The 16,817-nt window shown below is 37.8% G+C and carries 13 protein-coding genes; 11 read left to right on the top strand and 2 right to left on the bottom strand.

The annotated features are described in order from the left end of the window. The first annotated feature begins 81 nt into the window (after positions 1-81). The 4 genes from hemE (at position 82) to ACFX4E_RS23495 (ending at position 4,446) form a co-directional block, all read left to right on the top strand. On the top strand, positions 82-1,125 hold the full coding sequence (gene hemE / locus ACFX4E_RS23510; protein ID WP_013055329.1) for a uroporphyrinogen decarboxylase: 1,044 nt from the start codon (positions 82-84) through the stop codon (positions 1,123-1,125). A gap of 97 nt (positions 1,126-1,222) precedes the next feature. Continuing rightward, positions 1,223-2,155 (top strand): ferrochelatase, encoded by a 933-nt coding sequence (gene hemH / locus ACFX4E_RS23505; protein ID WP_028410285.1) that lies wholly within the window; start codon positions 1,223-1,225, stop codon positions 2,153-2,155. 137 nt (positions 2,156-2,292) lie between these two features. Then, the gene (gene hemY, locus ACFX4E_RS23500; protein ID WP_025751394.1) at positions 2,293-3,714 is read left to right on the top strand and encodes a protoporphyrinogen oxidase; all 1,422 of its coding nucleotides are present in this window, start codon (positions 2,293-2,295) and stop codon (positions 3,712-3,714) included. Positions 3,715-3,876: 162 nt separating this feature from the next. Beyond that, positions 3,877-4,446 carry a TetR/AcrR family transcriptional regulator gene (locus ACFX4E_RS23495; RefSeq protein WP_013081690.1) on the top strand — a complete coding sequence of 190 codons (570 nt, stop codon included), beginning with the start codon at positions 3,877-3,879 and terminating at the stop codon, positions 4,444-4,446. A gap of 52 nt (positions 4,447-4,498) precedes the next feature. On the opposite strand, the gene ACFX4E_RS23490 is transcribed toward ACFX4E_RS23495, so the two are convergent. Continuing rightward, positions 4,499-6,676, bottom strand: a complete 2,178-nt coding sequence (locus ACFX4E_RS23490) for a peptidoglycan D,D-transpeptidase FtsI family protein (RefSeq protein ID WP_095380412.1) — start codon at positions 6,674-6,676, stop codon at positions 4,499-4,501. A gap of 280 nt (positions 6,677-6,956) precedes the next feature. Here ACFX4E_RS23490 and ACFX4E_RS23485 point away from each other — a divergent pair, with 280 nt between their 5' ends. The 3 genes from ACFX4E_RS23485 (at position 6,957) to ACFX4E_RS23475 (ending at position 11,777) form a co-directional block, all read left to right on the top strand. Further along, on the top strand, positions 6,957-8,246 hold the full coding sequence (locus tag ACFX4E_RS23485) for an ABC transporter substrate-binding protein (protein WP_028410288.1): 1,290 nt from the start codon (positions 6,957-6,959) through the stop codon (positions 8,244-8,246). A 149-nt stretch (positions 8,247-8,395) separates the two neighbouring features. After that, positions 8,396-10,216 carry a cache domain-containing sensor histidine kinase gene (locus ACFX4E_RS23480; RefSeq protein WP_098334699.1) on the top strand — a complete coding sequence of 607 codons (1,821 nt, stop codon included), beginning with the start codon at positions 8,396-8,398 and terminating at the stop codon, positions 10,214-10,216. Next, entirely contained in the window at positions 10,194-11,777 is a 1,584-nt protein-coding gene (locus ACFX4E_RS23475) for a response regulator (protein WP_377238625.1), read from the top strand. The genes ACFX4E_RS23480 and ACFX4E_RS23475 overlap by 23 nt, the downstream gene beginning before the upstream one ends. 38 nt (positions 11,778-11,815) lie before the next feature. On the opposite strand, the gene yhfH is transcribed toward ACFX4E_RS23475, so the two are convergent. Then, positions 11,816-11,947 carry a protein YhfH gene (gene yhfH / locus ACFX4E_RS23470; protein ID WP_013055337.1) on the bottom strand — a complete coding sequence of 44 codons (132 nt, stop codon included), beginning with the start codon at positions 11,945-11,947 and terminating at the stop codon, positions 11,816-11,818. A 228-nt stretch (positions 11,948-12,175) separates the two neighbouring features. Between yhfH and ACFX4E_RS23465 the strand changes: the two genes are divergently transcribed. From ACFX4E_RS23465 to ACFX4E_RS23450, 4 genes are all read left to right on the top strand, one after another. Continuing rightward, positions 12,176-12,907 (top strand): MBL fold metallo-hydrolase, encoded by a 732-nt coding sequence (locus tag ACFX4E_RS23465; RefSeq protein ID WP_098334700.1) that lies wholly within the window; start codon positions 12,176-12,178, stop codon positions 12,905-12,907. Positions 12,908-12,922: 15 nt separating this feature from the next. Next, the gene (gene lplA / locus ACFX4E_RS23460) at positions 12,923-13,912 is read left to right on the top strand and encodes a lipoate--protein ligase (protein ID WP_377238623.1); all 990 of its coding nucleotides are present in this window, start codon (positions 12,923-12,925) and stop codon (positions 13,910-13,912) included. A gap of 169 nt (positions 13,913-14,081) precedes the next feature. Beyond that, positions 14,082-15,614 carry a fatty acid--CoA ligase family protein gene (locus ACFX4E_RS23455; RefSeq protein WP_098332981.1) on the top strand — a complete coding sequence of 511 codons (1,533 nt, stop codon included), beginning with the start codon at positions 14,082-14,084 and terminating at the stop codon, positions 15,612-15,614. Between the two features lie 35 nt (positions 15,615-15,649). After that, a complete protein-coding gene (locus tag ACFX4E_RS23450; RefSeq protein ID WP_028410294.1) occupies positions 15,650-16,426 on the top strand; it encodes an enoyl-CoA hydratase-related protein in 777 nt (258 codons plus the stop codon). Positions 16,427-16,817: the final 391 nt, after the last annotated feature.

Here is a 16,817-nt window from a genome sequence, read left to right as displayed (position 1 = left end):
AACCGGTATGTTCCTTTGCTGATTATTGTCTGTCTAATCGAAGAAAATACGGATGGAAGACAATCGAGAAAGGTGGAAATTATGAGTCAAGGAACGTTTAACGATACTTTTTTAAAAGCCTGTAGAGGGGAAAAAACGGATCATGTTCCGGTTTGGTATATGCGCCAAGCAGGGCGTTCACAGCCGGAATACCGAAAGCTAAAAGAGAAGTACTCTTTATTTGAAATCACTCATCAGCCGGAGCTTGGGGCATACGTAACACGCCTGCCCGTTGAACAGTACGGAGTGGATGCAGCTATTTTATATAAAGATATAATGTCACCGCTTCCTTCAATTGGAGTGGATGTTGAAATCAAGTCAGGAATTGGTCCTGTAATTTCTAATCCAATTCAATCTTTAAGCGATGTAGAAAAACTAGGAGAAATTACGCCGGAAGAAGATGTTCCGTATGTATTAGATACGATTAAGCTGTTAACAACAGAACAGTTAAACGTACCTCTAATTGGCTTTGCGGGTGCCCCTTTTACAGTGGCAAGCTATATGATTGAAGGAGGACCTTCAAAAAATTACAATAAAACAAAAGCATTTATGTATACGGAACCTAAAGCATGGTTTGCACTAATGGATAAGTTAGCAGATATGACGATTACATATGTAAAAGCGCAAATTGACGCTGGGGCAAAAGCCATTCAAATCTTTGATTCATGGGTAGGTGCTTTAAATGTAGCGGATTATCGTTACTTTATAAAACCTGTTATGGAGCGAATTTTCACCTCTTTACGTGAAAAAAATGTACCGCTTATTATGTTTGGAGTAGGGGCAAGTCATTTGGCAAAAGAATGGCATGATCTGCCGCTGGATGTAGTGGGATTAGATTGGCGAACGCAGCTGGATGAAGCACGTGCATTAGGCTTAACAAAAACGCTGCAAGGAAACTTAGATCCTGCTATTTTGTTAGCTCCATGGGAAGTTATTGAAGAACGTGTAACAGAAATATTAGATAAAGGGATGGCCAGTCCTGGTTACATCTTTAACTTGGGGCACGGCGTTTTTCCACAGGTTCAGCCGGAAACGTTAAAGCGTTTAACAACCTTTATTCATGAATATTCTGCAAATAGACAATAAATTGTCAAATAATTTGGAGCGCTAAACTTTGAATTTTTCTTTTTATTCATGGCAAAATGAAGACAAGTATTGAATCTAACAAAGAGGTGTCGAACACATGAGTAAAAAAGTAATGGGATTACTTGTAATGGCATATGGAACGCCATATAAAGAAGAAGATATTGAACGTTACTATACACATATCCGCCGCGGACGTAAACCGTCACCGGAAGCCTTAGAAGATTTACAAAACCGCTACGAAGCAATCGGGGGCATTTCACCTCTTGCAAAAATTACGCAACAGCAAATGGAAAGTCTGGAAAAGCGCTTGAATGAAGTACAGGACGAAATTGAATTTAAAGCGTATCTTGGCTTAAAGCATATTGAACCGTTCGTTGAAGATGCAGTAGAAGCGATGCATAAAGACGGGATTAAAGAAGCGGTGAGCATTGTGCTTGCACCTCACTTTTCAACGTTTAGCGTAAAATCCTATAATGGGCGCGCCAAAGAAACGGCTGAAAAATTAGGAGGACCAATCATTCATTCAGTAGAAAGCTGGTACAGTGAGCCAAAGTTCATTCAGTACTGGGCTACACGTGTTAAACAAACGTTTGATTTAATAGACGAAAAGAAACGCCAAAAAGCCGTGTTGATTGTTTCTGCGCATAGCTTGCCGGAAAAAATTATTGCAGCAGGAGATCCATATCCAAATCAGCTTCAAGAAACAGCGGATTTAATTGCACAAGCAGCTGGTATTGAACATTATGAAATTGGCTGGCAAAGTGCCGGAAATACGCCAGAACCATGGATTGGTCCGGACGTACAAGATTTAACAAGAGAATTGCACGAAGAAAAAGGCTATACATCGTTCGTGTATACTCCGGTTGGATTTATCGCAGACCACTTAGAAGTACTTTATGATAACGACTATGAATGCAAAGTGGTGACAGATGAAATTGGGGCTGATTATTACCGCCCCGAAATGCCCAATGCACAGCCTGAATTTATCGATGGGTTGGCTACAGTTGTGTTAAAACAGATTGCCCGTTAAGTCAATATAGATTCTTTGTACGTTGAACAGGGATGAAAAGTAACTTATAATCAATATAGAGAAAAGTAAGAAGCGAGCTATGGATTTCCATAATCGCTTCTCTTTATATTGAATTTTACAGAAAAGGCGATGATAACATGACGGATAGACGAAAAAAGGTTGTCATCATCGGTGGAGGAATAACAGGTCTTTCAGCTGCCTATTATTTGCAAAAAAAAATAAAGGATCATCAGCTGCCAATTGACCTTCAACTAATAGAAGCGACGCATCGGCTTGGTGGAAAAATTCAAACGGTAAAACGAGACGGGTATTTATTTGAAAAAGGTCCGGATTCATTTTTAGCGCGTAAGCTAGCTGCTACAAAACTGGCAAAAGAAGTAGGGCTAGGCAGGGAGCTAGTCGGAAATGAAAAAGGAAAATCCTATATTCTAGTAAAAGATACACCGCATGCGCTGCCTGATGGTGCTGTAATGGGGATACCAACCAAGTTATCTCCTTTTATCACAACAGGGTTATTTTCACCTGTTGGCAAGCTGCGCGCAGCAGCTGATTTTTTTATACCGAAGACAAAAAATCAGGATGACCGTTCGCTAGGCGTGTTTTTTAGAAGACGGTTTGGTGATGAAGTTGTTGAAAATTTAATTGAGCCTCTATTATCAGGAATTTACGCAGGAGACGTTGATCGCTTGAGTTTACGATCAACATTTCCACAGTTTCTGCATGCTGAACATAAGTACAGAAGCTTAATTGTTGGAATGAAAAAGCTAAAAGAAATTCACCCACAGCACGGTGATGATTCGGAGTTCAAAAAAAATAGTGTCTTTTTAACATTAAAAGAAGGTCTTCAATCGCTAGTAGATGGGGTAGAAAAAGCAATAGATCCTGATATTATTACAAAAGGAATAAAAGTAGAGAAAATTTATAAAGAAGATACCGCATATGAATTGTCGTTAAATAGCGGGAAAGTCATAAAAGCAGACAGCGTTATTGTAACTTCTCCTCATGCAGCTGCTCAGTCTATGCTTTCGGAATATAAAATATTCGAACCGTTGAAGCATATGCCATCCACTTCAGTAGCTACTGTTGTGATAGCCTTTGCACAAGAAGCGTTGCAAGACAATCTAGATGCAATGAACATCGCCGTTTCAAGAAATAGCGATTACACGATTACGGCGTGCACGTGGCTGAATAAAAAGTGGCCGCATGCGGTTCCGGAAGGAAAAGTGCTGCTGAGATGTTTGGTTGGACGAACCGGGGATGAAGCTGTAGTGGATCAGCCTGACGATGAAATTTTTAAAATTGTCCTGGAGGATTTGAAGAAGCTCATCACCATTTCTGCTGAGCCCGAATTCTACGCGGTAACGAGATGGAAGCAGTCAATGCCTCAGTATACGGTCGGACATCACGATATGCTAGATACGATGAACGAACAGCTTGAAAAAGAGCTTGCCGGTCTTTATGTAGCGGGAAGCTCATACGAAGGTCTGGGTATACCGGAATGTGTAGAGCAAGGAGAAGATGTGGCTAAAAAAGCGGTTAAATATGTGCAGCAACTGTAGAAGTGGAGCGGTGAATCAATGCTCCGCTTTTTTGTCTACTACCTGTAGAGAAAGGTTATACTAAGAGAACAGATTGTGGTTGAAAAGCAAAAGAAACTTGTGCTATAGTAAAACCGTACTTGTTGACCGAAATATTCATTCGGTCAGAAAGAAGGGGATAACGTGGCGATAGACCGAAAGCAATCAGTTGTTGATGCAGCGTCAAAATCATTTGCGCTGTTTGGATATAAAGCAACGACTATGGAGCAAGTGGCGAAGCTTGCAAATGTCGGAAAAGGAACGATTTATACTTTTTTTAAAAACAAAGAAGAGTTATTCGATGAAATTGTTACACGAATGATTCGAGAAATGACAGATGCAGCTGAAACTGTCATTGATAGCAACCGTCCTTTTTTTGAAAATGCCCAAGCAGCCATTTTTCGAATCTTAGAATTCCGCACTGAGCATCAGCTCATGCTGAAGCTGGTACAGGAACAGCAGTTAGGCACTACAGCAGTGCAAGAAGTGCTGGTGCGAGTAGAAGAAGAGATTTTGACTTATATAAAAAACAAAATCGAAATTGCGATTTCTAAAAAAGAAATCAAACCGTGCAACCCGGAGCTCACAGCTTTTTTATTATTTAAAATGTACATTGCACTCGTCTATGATTGGGAAAAACGGCATGAGCCGCTTTCAGAAGAAAAAATTGCTGAATTAATTGAACTATACTTTTTACGCGGTCTGTCTCAGTGAGATGGGCTTTTTTCATAGAAAAAACAAAAAAGGTCTCATGACGAGACCTTTTTTATTGTTCATTATCATCTTTTTTTACACCGTTTAATTCTGTATTTCCTGTTTTTGCATCTTCTTCTTTTTGCTCTACTTCTGTATTTCCTTGCTTTTTAAGTTTGAAGTAGGCATCAATAACATCACCTGTAATAGTTTTACTTTGTCCTCCAGAATTCGCTCCAGCCACATACGCAGAAGGAATAACAACTGCTACGGCTACTTCAGGATTGTCATAAGGCGCATAAGAGACAAAAGTGGAGTTACGTACGCTTACGCCTTGATTATAGGTTTCAGCTGTTCCTGACTTACCTGCTATATTATATTTTCTATATTTTGGATTTGTATACAAGGCATGCCCAGTACCGCCTTGAGCAGTAACAACACGACGGAAACCACGCTTTACGATGTCAATTTGTGACTGATTCATTGTAATACGGTTTAATACTTGTGGTTCTACGGAACTTTGTATACTTCCTTTTAGTTCGCTGTCAAGTTCAGGCTCACGAATTTCTTTCACAAGGTGAGGTTTCATTCTGTATCCACCGTTGGCAATTGTTGAAATGTATTGAACAAGCTGAAGCGGTGTATACGTATCGTATTGACCAATTGCAAAATCGAGAGCTTTACCAGGTTCATTTGTTACAGTATTACGAATACCGGTTGATTCGTTTTCTAAATCAATTCCAGTTGGAATGCCAAGACCGAACTGGCTGTAGTATGAACGCATCTTATTAAAAATAGACGGCGAGATATGCAGTGATCCACCAGGTCGATAAGTTTCACCAGCCATGTTTAAAATCGTTCTATACATAAAAACGTTAGAAGATTGCTCAAGGGCTTTTTCAATACCTGTAGCTCCCATATTATGAGAGGATTTCTTCGGTTTAGTACCAGCAAACTTCATTGGCGCGTCATAAAAAACCGTGCCAGGCTGAATTGCACCTGAGTCAAGTCCGGCTAGAACGGTCGCTCCTTTAACAGCGGAACCTACTTCATAAGAAGTTGTAAGATTTCCAAGCGCGAAGTCTTGAACTTTGCGTGCTCCTGTTTGTTTGTCAGTAACCAGCTGTTTTCCTCCCATCGCTAAAATGTCTCCTGTATGTGGATCCATCATGATAGCAAACGCTCGGTCCATCAGGCGGTTCCTAGCAGCGCCTTCAAGTACAGCTTTCGTTAAAACATCTTCGACTTGTTTTTGAAGTTCCATATCAATTGTTAAAATTAAGTCACTGCCGCGCTGACCTTCAGTAACGGTCTCTTGGCTCACTAAGTTGCCGGAGCGATCGGTTACGTTTTGTATGCGCGCTTTTTGACCGCGAAGAACGTCTTCGTACTGCTTTTCTAAATAACTTTTTCCAACTCGGTCGTTACGGCTATAGCCGTGTGACAAATAGTACTGTAAGTTTTCGCTTGGCAATCCTTCATCAGCTGATGTGATTTTACCAAGCAGCGTACTAAGTAAGTCATCGTATGTATACATACGGTCCCAGTAAGTTGTCGTATCGACGCCCGGCAAGTCACTCAGCTGCTCACTAATAACGGCAAGCTCTTTATCGGTTAACCCGCTTTTAATAATTTGAGCAGTTAACGCATACCCGCCTTCCATCTTGCTTTTAATGGCAATAACTTCAAGGTCGTCCTTCACCGATAGAAGTTCATTTTTAGTAATACGCTTCAGCTGAAGAGGATACAAATCATCTTCAGAAATTTTTTCTTCTTTTACTTTTTGCTTATCCGCTGCGGTAATTTTTTTCGCTGCTGCTTTTGGATGAGTTGCAATCCAGTAATCTTTTAAGTCGCGTTCTGTTAGCTTAATCGTATTTTTATCTTTCTTTTTATCCGATTTGCCAAACACGTCTGTTGTAACAGGAACATCAATAAGAGTGGCAAGCTTTTTAGCTACTTTTAGCTTGTCTTCTTGAGTGACGCCTTTCAAACGCGTGTACGTGACAGCGTTCAACGGTTTATTATCCACGATAACGCGGTCATAGCGGTCTAGCATCTTTCCGCGAGGAACCGGTGAATCTACCGTTTCATCTTCTGTTTTTTCAACTTCTCGTTTATAGTTCTCTCCGTACACGATCTGTACGAAGCCTAATCGTAAAATGAGTGCAGAAAAAAGCAGGAAAACCACAATAAACAGCCAGTTAATTCGAAATGAGACATGTGTTTTTTTGCGCTTTTTAGTTTTCATGTAAACCCCTTCACTTTGTTTATACAAGTTAAAAAAATTCATAAATTTTCTTATGAATCTATCACTCTACATATTAACATAATTTTGTCTATAAATGTTATTAGGTGGAATAAAACAGACAAAAAATTTATAGAAATTTTTGCAGAAGAAGAGAGAACTGTCGAAGGGTGCTGAAGGGGGTGTTCAATATTTTCCACTCGGTTGTTCAATATTGTTACCTGTTCAAATGTCCTAGAATCGGTAAAATAAAGAGAGATAGATATCAAGGGGGGCAAAACGAATGAAAATGAAAAGGCTTTCAATAATGTCTGGCGTGTTAGCAACATCACTTTTATTTGCGACAGCATGTTCAAACTCAGGTACGGATTCAAAAGCAAGTAAATCAACAGGCTCAGGTGATCAAGTTGTTATTGATATGTTCCAGTTCAAAGTGGAAATTGCAGATCAGCTGAAAGAATTAACGGATGAATATACAAAAGAACATCCAAACGTAAAGTTTAACATCCAAACAGTCGGCGGAGGCGCGGACTATGGTGCAGCATTAAAAGCACAGTTTGCCTCTGGAAATGAACCTGATATCTTTAACAATGGAGGGTTCCAAGAAGCGCAAACGTGGAAGGATAAATTGGAAGATTTATCTGATCAGCCGTGGGTAGATAATCTGTATGATATCGCCAAAGAACCGATGACAATGGACGGGAAAATTTATGGTCAGCCGCTAAACTTAGAAGGTTATGGTTTTATTTATAATAAAGATTTATTTGAAAAAGCAGGCGTTAAAGAATTACCTAAAACGCTGTCCGAATTAGAAGCAGCTTCTAAGAAGCTTAAAGCAAAAGGAATTACGCCATTTTCTAATGGATACGGCGAGTGGTGGGTGCTAGGTAACCACTTATTTAATATTCCAATGGCACAGCAAGACGATCCAGATGCGTTTATTAAAGGTCTAAACGAAGGAAAAGCAAAATTTGAAGGCAATGAAACGTTTAAGCAATTTATGAATCTGTTCGACTTAACGTTAAAGTATGGAAATAAAAATCCACTAACGACAGACTACAATACACAAGTTACTCAATTTGCTTCTGGTGAAACAGCAATGATGCAACAAGGTAACTGGACGGTAAATATGATTACCAAAATTAATCCGGACATGAAAATGGGCTTTATTCCAATGCCAATCAGCAACGATGCAAAGAAAAATGATAAATTAGCAATCGGAGTTCCAAATAACTGGGTAGTGAACAAAAATGCGCCAGATGCAGATAAAAAAGCAGCAAAGGAATTCTTAAATTGGATGGTTTCTTCTAAAGAGGGTCAAAAATTCTTAGTTGAAAAGTTCAAGTTCATTCCAGCGTTCAAAAACATCGATGGAAAAGGAATCGATTCTTTATCTGATGATATCTTAAAATATTCTGAAGAAGGTAAAACATTATCTTGGAACTGGTTTAAGTATCCGGAAGGAACGGTTCAAGAAGTGGGCGCAGCAATGCAGTCTTACGCAGGCAAGCAAATGACGGAAGAAGAGTTTATGAAGAAATTAGATACAATTTGGGCAAAAATGAAAAAATAAACAAAAAGTCCGCGTGGAAAACGCGGACTTTTTGATGTGAAAAAATAGTTGGTTAGATTCATAGCTATGAAAAAATAATAGTCAATTGAAAGCGCTTTTAATGTATAATAATAGTCATAATGTATGACATTAGTCAAAGGAGGTTATTTGTGAAAGGCTGGAGCATACGCAAGAAATTAATTTTGTTTTTCTTATTCGCAACGGTTATTCCATTTTTAATTTCAACGATTTTTACGTATCAGTACACCAAAGAAACGGTTAAGAATCGATTTATTTCTACCAACTATCAAGTTATTAAAAACGGAAGCAATGATTTGAGCGATTACTTAAATGAAATTGCTAATATTACAAAAAGGCTGTACGGCTATCACCCATTTATTAAGGTATTAGATGAAGGTGTATCAAGTGACTTAGGAGCCAATCAACTGGAAATATCACGAACTCTTCTTTATTTATATAATACTCGTCCAGAGATTGAACAGCTCCATCTTTACATTGAAAACGGGCATGATTCATATACAGCTTACAATTCGAAAGTGAGCAGCAGAGGGAAGTACGATGATATTTACACTCAGCCTTACTATTCTTATTTAAATAAAAATCATAAATTTCTTGTGATTGAGCCTACCCATGAAATTTATAGCTACAATAATTTATCAACGTTAATTGATTCACTGCCGAATCAAGTGATTAGCTTTCATCAGCGGATTGATGAGATTCCATCAGACAAGTTGTTAGCTTATCTATCTTTAGACATTAATATGACACAAATTCAATCTATATCGCAGCGTCTATATAATGAAGAGTCAGAAGATTTTTATTTAATGAACAATAAAGGGAAGGTTTTGTATTCCTCTGATTCAAAGGTTATTGGAAAAAATGAAAACTACGCGTGGGTGAAGGCGCTTACTTCTCAAAAAGACCATAGCATGGAATGGGAAGATAAAAGCTTCTCAGGCGTATTAATGTATGAAAAGCTTAAACAGCCCTTTGAGGACTTGTACATTGTGAAACGAATTCCTTACAGTGTTTTATATGAGGATGCAAGAAAGACAGCACTTATGAATGTATTAATTGGCCTACCATTTTTGTGTATGCTCGTTATCGCTACCCTTTTTATATCAGTACGTTTTACACAGCCGATTAACGTATTGATTCGCAATATGAAAGAAGTGGAAAAAGGATCATTTGAGGTGCGGTTTAAGTCGCTTGGAAACGATGAATTTGGTGTTTTAGGAAGGCATTTTACCTCTATGGTAGAAACAATTAATGACTTGATTGAACGTAAATTTCGATTGGAATTAGAAAATAAATCAACGCAGCTAAAAGTGCTGCAGTCACAAATTAATCCGCATTTTTTATACAACGCATTTCAATCGATTGGAACTCTTGCTCTTAAGCATAAAGCAGTTGAAGTATATTCTTTATTAACCTCACTTTCCCACATTATGCGTTACAGCATGAATATGAAAGAGGATATCGTTAGCTTAAAGCAAGAAGTCGATCACGTAAAAGCTTTCTTAAGTCTGCAAAAGCAGCGGTTTGGTTCAAAGTTTGAGTATGAGTTAAATATCGAAAAAGAGGCAGAGCTTATGCGAATACCGAAAATGATTTTGCAGCCTCTTGTTGAGAATTCTTTTAAGCATGGATTTGAAACCCGCACAGGAAGCGGAAAGCTGTTGATTTCAGCTGAGTTGAGCGGTGAAGAACTGATTCTAACTGTTTCTGATAACGGAAAAGGGATAGGGCAACAAGAGTTGAATCAATTAAAAACGAGACTTCAGCAATCGTATAATCAAACAGATGAGCATATTGGCTTGCAAAACATTTATGAACGACTTCGCATCTACTATGGAGATCATGCTTCAATGCAAATTAGCAGTCAAGAAAATCACGATTTTACCGTTGTCATAAAGCTAACAACAATTGAAGAAAAGAGGGATAGTGATGAAAGTATTAATCGTGGATGATGAAGAGCATGTAAGAGAAGGAATAAAGCTGCTTGGACAGTGGGAAGAGCATGAAATTACAGATGTGATAGAAGCTGATAGCGGTGAGCAAGCGATTGCGCTTATCGAGGATCATGGACCGGAAATCATTTTTACTGATATGAAGATGCCTAATATCGATGGAATTGCTTTGTTGGAGTGGATTAAAGAGAATTCACCTTCTAGCAAAACGATTGTGGTAACAGGGTATGATGACTACCACTATATGCGTAAAGCTATTCATTTTGGAAGTACGGATTACATTCTAAAGCCAGTGGATCCTTCGATTTTAAACGATACGCTTGTACGAGCTGTAACCCAGTGGAAGAAAGAAGAAGAGTTCAGAAAAGTCCATAATAGCAGCTATCGTTTAATCAATGAAATGAAGCCGATTTATCGAGATCGAAAACTGACGCAGTTAATGAACAATTATTTGCTAAATCAATCAATCTATGAAGAGTTTGGTTTCCATTTGACTAGAGAATATGAAGTGGGGATTGTACGTGTAGATGAATCTATCATTCGTTCTTTTGGCGGTGACCGGGATTTAGCCTATTTTTCAATTTTAAATGTAATCAATGAAATGCTGATGGAAGAAGAAAATGGGGTAGCCTTCCGTTATTTATCAAATAAGTGGGAAATTATCATTATATTTTGGAATGATTTTGAACGCATAACCTCTTTACTGACGACTTTACATACAGCCATTCGCCGTACGTTAGACGTGAGCTGTCGGATTGCAAGAGGGTGCAAAGTTTCTTCTATTGATCAGCTAATGAAATCCTATGAAGATGCGAAAAATTCGCTTTTATTAAGCAATGTTCTTGATCAAAATAAAGTGAAGGTCTACGGCGAGCAAGACGTTTTAGCAAGTGCTTTATTAATAAATATGATGGACTATAACAGTAAAATTGAAGAAGCGCTGCAAGTCGGGAAGTTTGAAGCCTTTTTGCCGGTATTCAACGAAATTATCACAGTTTTTGAAGCGCAAAATTATCTCTCATTAAAGCAAATTCTGCATTTTGAGCAGGAATATCAGCTGTTAAGCCAGCATTGGTTAAAAAGATATCACATTCCTTATACGATAAATAACGGTCCTGAATATGTTCTTTCTTTTTTCTATAACCAAGATGGGCAGTTTCAGCTAGCAAAGTATGTAGAGAGAAAGAAGCGTGAAGTAAAGCGTTTTTTAAAAGTAGTAAAAAGGTATAGCAAGCAAAACAATCGGGACGTTATTTATGAAATCGAACAATATTTGCAGCAAAATTTTCATCGAGATGTGAAGCTTCAAGAAATATCGGAACGTTTCTATCTAAGCCGTGAATACATTTCGAGAAAGTTTAAGCAAGAATTTCAAGAAAACATTTCAGATTATATGGTGAAAGTCAGAATGAATAAAGCCAAATCACTTTTACTAAATGAAGAACTAAAAATCTATGAAATTGCGAATATGATTGGATATCATGATGATAAATACTTTCGAAAAGTGTTTAAAAAAGTAGAAGGCATTACGCCAAACGAGTATCGCAGTTTAACCGTATAAAAAAAGCTGAAACTGTTTTATAACAGTTTCAGCTTTTTTTATTTCATGATATCTAGACAGTGATCGCATTTATTTCCGTAGCACTCATGCTGTTCCTCGATGTCGTTTCCACATTCTACGCACTTTTTATTAGGTAATCTTTTGAAAAATTCAGTCATTTTTTCTAACATTTTAAATCCCCTCCGTTGTTTTTGTTACTAACATTGTATTATAACAGATGATGAAATGTCAATTATGTTTTATAACAATTTAGCCTATTTTGCTATTCTAAGTGGTTATTTGTTATATAACAATGAGTTATTTCGATAAAATGATCGAAACAAGTGCCTTTCAGTTAGTTTTCAAAAAAAAGTAGGGTATACTGAACGTAATAAAAATAGTACGAAAGGGTGATTGAAATGAAAGTAACTGTTATTGGTTTTTGGGGAGGATATCCTGCGGTTTCAGAAGCTACTTCTAGCTATTTATTGGAGCACGATGGTTTTAAGCTGCTTGTTGATTGCGGAAGCGGTGCATTGGCTCAGCTGCAAAAATATGCAAAGCCAGAAGAAATAGATGCTATGATTTTATCTCATTATCATCATGATCACGTGGCTGATGTCGGAGTGTTTCAATATGCACGCCTCATTCAGACTCATCTAGGAAACGCTGTTAAGGAACTTTCTATTTATGGACATACATATGATCAGGAAAGCTTCAACAAACTTACTCATAAAGGAATTACTAAAGGGGTAGAGTATGATCCGAGTCAAAAACTTGAAGTTGGGCCTTTTACCATCGAATTTATGAAAACGAAACATCCAGTCGTTTGTTATGCCATGAGAATAAGCGCCGGCAATCAAACTGTCGTGTACACAGCGGACTCTAGTTATTTAGAAGAGTTTGTTTCCTTCTCAGAAGAAGCAGATCTTCTTATTTGTGAATGTAATTTTTATGCCAATCAGGATGGAAGAGGCGCTGGACACATGACAAGTACAGAAGCCGGTACACTTGCTTCAAAAGCAAGTGTCAAACACCTCATGCTTACTCACCTTCCGCACTATGGAGAACATCAACAGCTAGTAGAGGAAGCCGCTGCTCATTATAGAGGTACGCTTACGTTAGCTGAATCAGGATATGTATGGGAATAACAAGGAGGAAAATGAATGTTATTTATTGATAATCAAAAAAACTATGATCCCCGAATTAACTTAGCAATTGAAGAGTATGCGCTTAAGCATCTAGACATTAATGAGACATATCTGCTGTTTTATATTAATGAACCTTCTATTATTATTGGGAAAAACCAAAACACCATTGAGGAGATTAATACAAAATATGTTGAAGATCAGCAAATTCATGTAGTGAGACGTCTGTCTGGAGGCGGTGCCGTTTATCATGATAAAGGAAATTTAAACTTCAGCTTTATTACGAAAGACGATGGAAATAGCTTTCATAATTTTAAAAAGTTTACCGAGCCGGTCGTGGAAGCGTTAAAGAAATTAGGAGTTAATGCTGAGCTAAGCGGACGAAATGATTTAATGGCTGAAGGACGGAAAATTTCTGGAAATGCTCAGTTTTCAACGAAAGGGAGAATGTTCAGCCATGGAACTCTTCTTTTTGATTCAGAGATTGAAAACGTCGTATCAGCGTTAAGAGTAAAAAAAGATAAAATTGAATCCAAAGGCATTAAGTCTATTCGAAATAGAGTAGCAAATATCAGCGAATTTTTAGAACAGAAAGTAACGGTGGAAGAGTTTAGAGAAATGCTGCTTCGATATATCTTTGACGGAGAAGAAAATATAACAGAATATAAACTAACGGAAAAAGATTGGGAAACGATTCATCAAATTTCTAAAGAGCGCTATCAGTCATGGGGTTGGAACTATGGAAAATCACCTAAATTTAACTTACAGCACTCTCACCGCTTTCCTGTGGGACAAATTGACGTTCGTTTAGAAGTGAATAAAGGGAAAATCGATGCTTGCACCATTTACGGAGATTTCTTTGGAGTGGGGGATGTCCAGGAAGTGCAGGGAAAATTAACAGGTGTTCGTTATGAAAAAGCTTCTATTGAACAAGCCTTAGAAGACATCGATATTCCACATTATTTTGGTAATATTACAAAAGAAGAGTTTGTTGAATTAATCTATTAAGAAAAAAGTCTGCTATATCAGGCTTTTTTTCTTTTTAAACAGATGAGTCTTGTCAATAGAACAGCAGTAACATTATAATATAATAGAAGAAGTAAGAATTTTTACATTATTATGACTTAATAATGAATGGGCGTTCATTCATTCGTTATTAAAAGGAGGAAGTTATGAGATGAATTTGGCAGCACAGCTTCATAAAACAGCTGAGCAATTTCCACAAAAATCGGCATATGTTTTTATGGACCAGGAAACATCTTATGCAAATCTTGATGCATCGGTATCTAAGTTTGCTAATGGTCTGAAGCAATTAGGTGTAAAAAAAGGAGATCATATCGCTTTGATTGTCGGCAACTCGCCTCATTTTGTTATTGGATTGTACGGTGCTCTTCGAGTAGGAGCTACTGTTATACCCATTAATCCTATTTACACAGCGGATGAAATTAGCTACATGCTTCAGGATGGGGATGTAAAAGCAGTTATTGCGGTTGATTTACTTCTCCCTATTTTAAAGAAAATCATTGGACACGCTCCATTTTTGGAACACGTTATCTTGTGTGAAACGACAGATACAGTAGAAAATATACCTTCTTATTTTCACACGTTTTCGCAAGTTGTAAACAGAGGGGAAGCTACATATGATTTTCTGGAGTTAAAAGAAGAAGATGTGGCCCTCATTCTGTATACGTCAGGAACAACTGGAAAACCAAAAGGAGCTATGCTTACACATAAAAATATTTATTCAAATGCTCAAGACGTAGCAGATTATTTAAGTATAAATGGGAATGACCGAGTCGTAGCTGCTTTGCCGATGTTTCACGTATTTTGTTTAACTGTTTCATTGAATGCGCCTTTAATGAATGGAGGAACGATATTAATTGAACCAAAATTCAGTCCATCTTCTATATTTGAATTAATTCAAAATCGACAAGCGACTATTTTTGCCGGCGTTCCCACAATGTATAATTTCTTACTTCAGCATGACAAAGGGAAAAAAGAGCACTTTCACACGGTAAGGCTTTGTATATCAGGGGGGGCATCAATGCCGGTGGCACTTCTAACCAATTTTGAACGTAAGTTTGGGGTAATGGTAGCAGAAGGGTATGGATTATCTGAGGCTTCTCCTGTGACGTGTTTCAATCCGATTGACCGAGAGAGAAAAGCCGGTTCTATAGGCACATCTATTATGAATGTTGAAAATAAAGTGGTAAACGAACTAGGAGAAGAAGTAGAAGTAGGACAAGTCGGCGAACTTATCGTCAAAGGCCCTAACGTGATGAAAGGGTATTACAAGCTTCCTGAAGACACGGAATATGCTCTCCGAGATGGTTGGCTGTATACAGGTGACTTAGCAAGAATGGATAAGGAAGGTTATTTTTATATCGTTGACCGTAAAAAAGATTTAATTATTGTAGGAGGATATAATGTTTATCCTCGCGAAGTAGAAGAAGTGCTATATGCGCATCGGGATATTGTAGAAGTGGCTGTTATCGGAGTCCCTGATCCTTCCTTAGGTGAATGTGTGAAGTGTTACGTGGTTTGCAATAATCAAGAGATAACGGAAGAGAAGCTTATTGCCTACTGCAAAGAGCACCTTGCTAAATATAAAGTGCCAAGTGAAATTGAATTTTTAAAAGAACTTCCTAAAAATACAACGGGAAAAATTTTACGGCGTGCACTGAAGCAACAAGTATCCCAGGAGCGATAAAATGAAAGCGATTCCAAGTTGGAGGTGGTAAAAGGATGTCATCTATTTCTTATGAAATGAAGGGACACGTCGCCCATGTGATACTGAACCGTCCGGAAGCAATGAATGCTTTTAATTACGATATGCTTAAAGAATTGGAAGAAGTAATTGAAGGAATTCGTACTCAAAAAGATATTCGAGTTGTGACGTTTAAAGGGGCAGGTGAAAAGTCTTTTAGTGTAGGGGCCGATTTAAAAGAACGTAAAACCCTTTCTGATCAAGAGGTAAAGCGCAATATTTACAAAATAGGAGAAGTGTTTTCGAAGATAGAGCAGCTTCCTCAGCCAACGATAGCAATCATCAATGGATATGCATTTGGAGGAGGAATGGAGCTGGCTTTAGCATGTGATTTCCGGGTTGCTTCAACCGAAGCGCTTATGGGTTTAACGGAAACAAGCTTAGCGATTATACCAGGCGCAGGAGGAACACAGCGTCTCCCTCGGTTAGTTGGGGAAGCAAAAGCAATGGAACTAATTTTAACAGCTCAGCGTCTCTCAGCATCAGAAGCGAAAGAATGTGGTCTAGTAACGAAGGTGGCTCCCGGATATGAAATAGAAGAAACAATAGATATTTTTATCTCTCTTTTATTGAAAAATGGGCCAATTGCGCTTCAGCAAGCAAAATTTGCTATCAAAGAAGGAATGAAGGCCGATTTGCAGACTGGTTTGCAAATTGAACGAAAAGCATATGAGTTAACGATTCCGACAGAAGATCGTTTAGAGGCGCTTCAAGCATTTGCTGAGAAGAGAAGACCTAGTTTTAAAGGGAAATAAGAAAGGGCTGTCTAATGGACAGCTCTTTTTTAGTTTCTTCTATAAGAATAATAAAAAAGAATATGTAAAAGCGCAGGAACAAAGAAGGCAAAGTTACAGCTGGCTTTTGCCTATAATATTTACTATAATACGGTACAGTAGTCATTGTTCAAGTCTATAAATAATAGTTTTTAATTTTTTCTTTAAAAACTGTTGACTTTAGTTAAAATATATTTTATTATTATAAAGCGTCGTTGAGACATACCGTTAAAAACGAAGCTAAAAAAAGAATTTTAAAAAGTTGTTGACATTACGTTGAAAACTTGATAAGATGATAAAGTCGCTTAAGAGCGGCGGTTGAACTTTGAAAACTGAACAAAGCGACAAACGTCAACGTTAATTTTTATTTTTT

Source organism: Priestia sp. YIM B13491 (assembly GCF_042787605.1).
Classification (GTDB): Bacteria; Bacillota; Bacilli; order Bacillales; family Bacillaceae_H; genus Priestia; species Priestia megaterium_E.
Note: the sequence above shows the minus strand (reverse complement) of the source record. Positions and strands in the feature narration are given on the sequence as shown.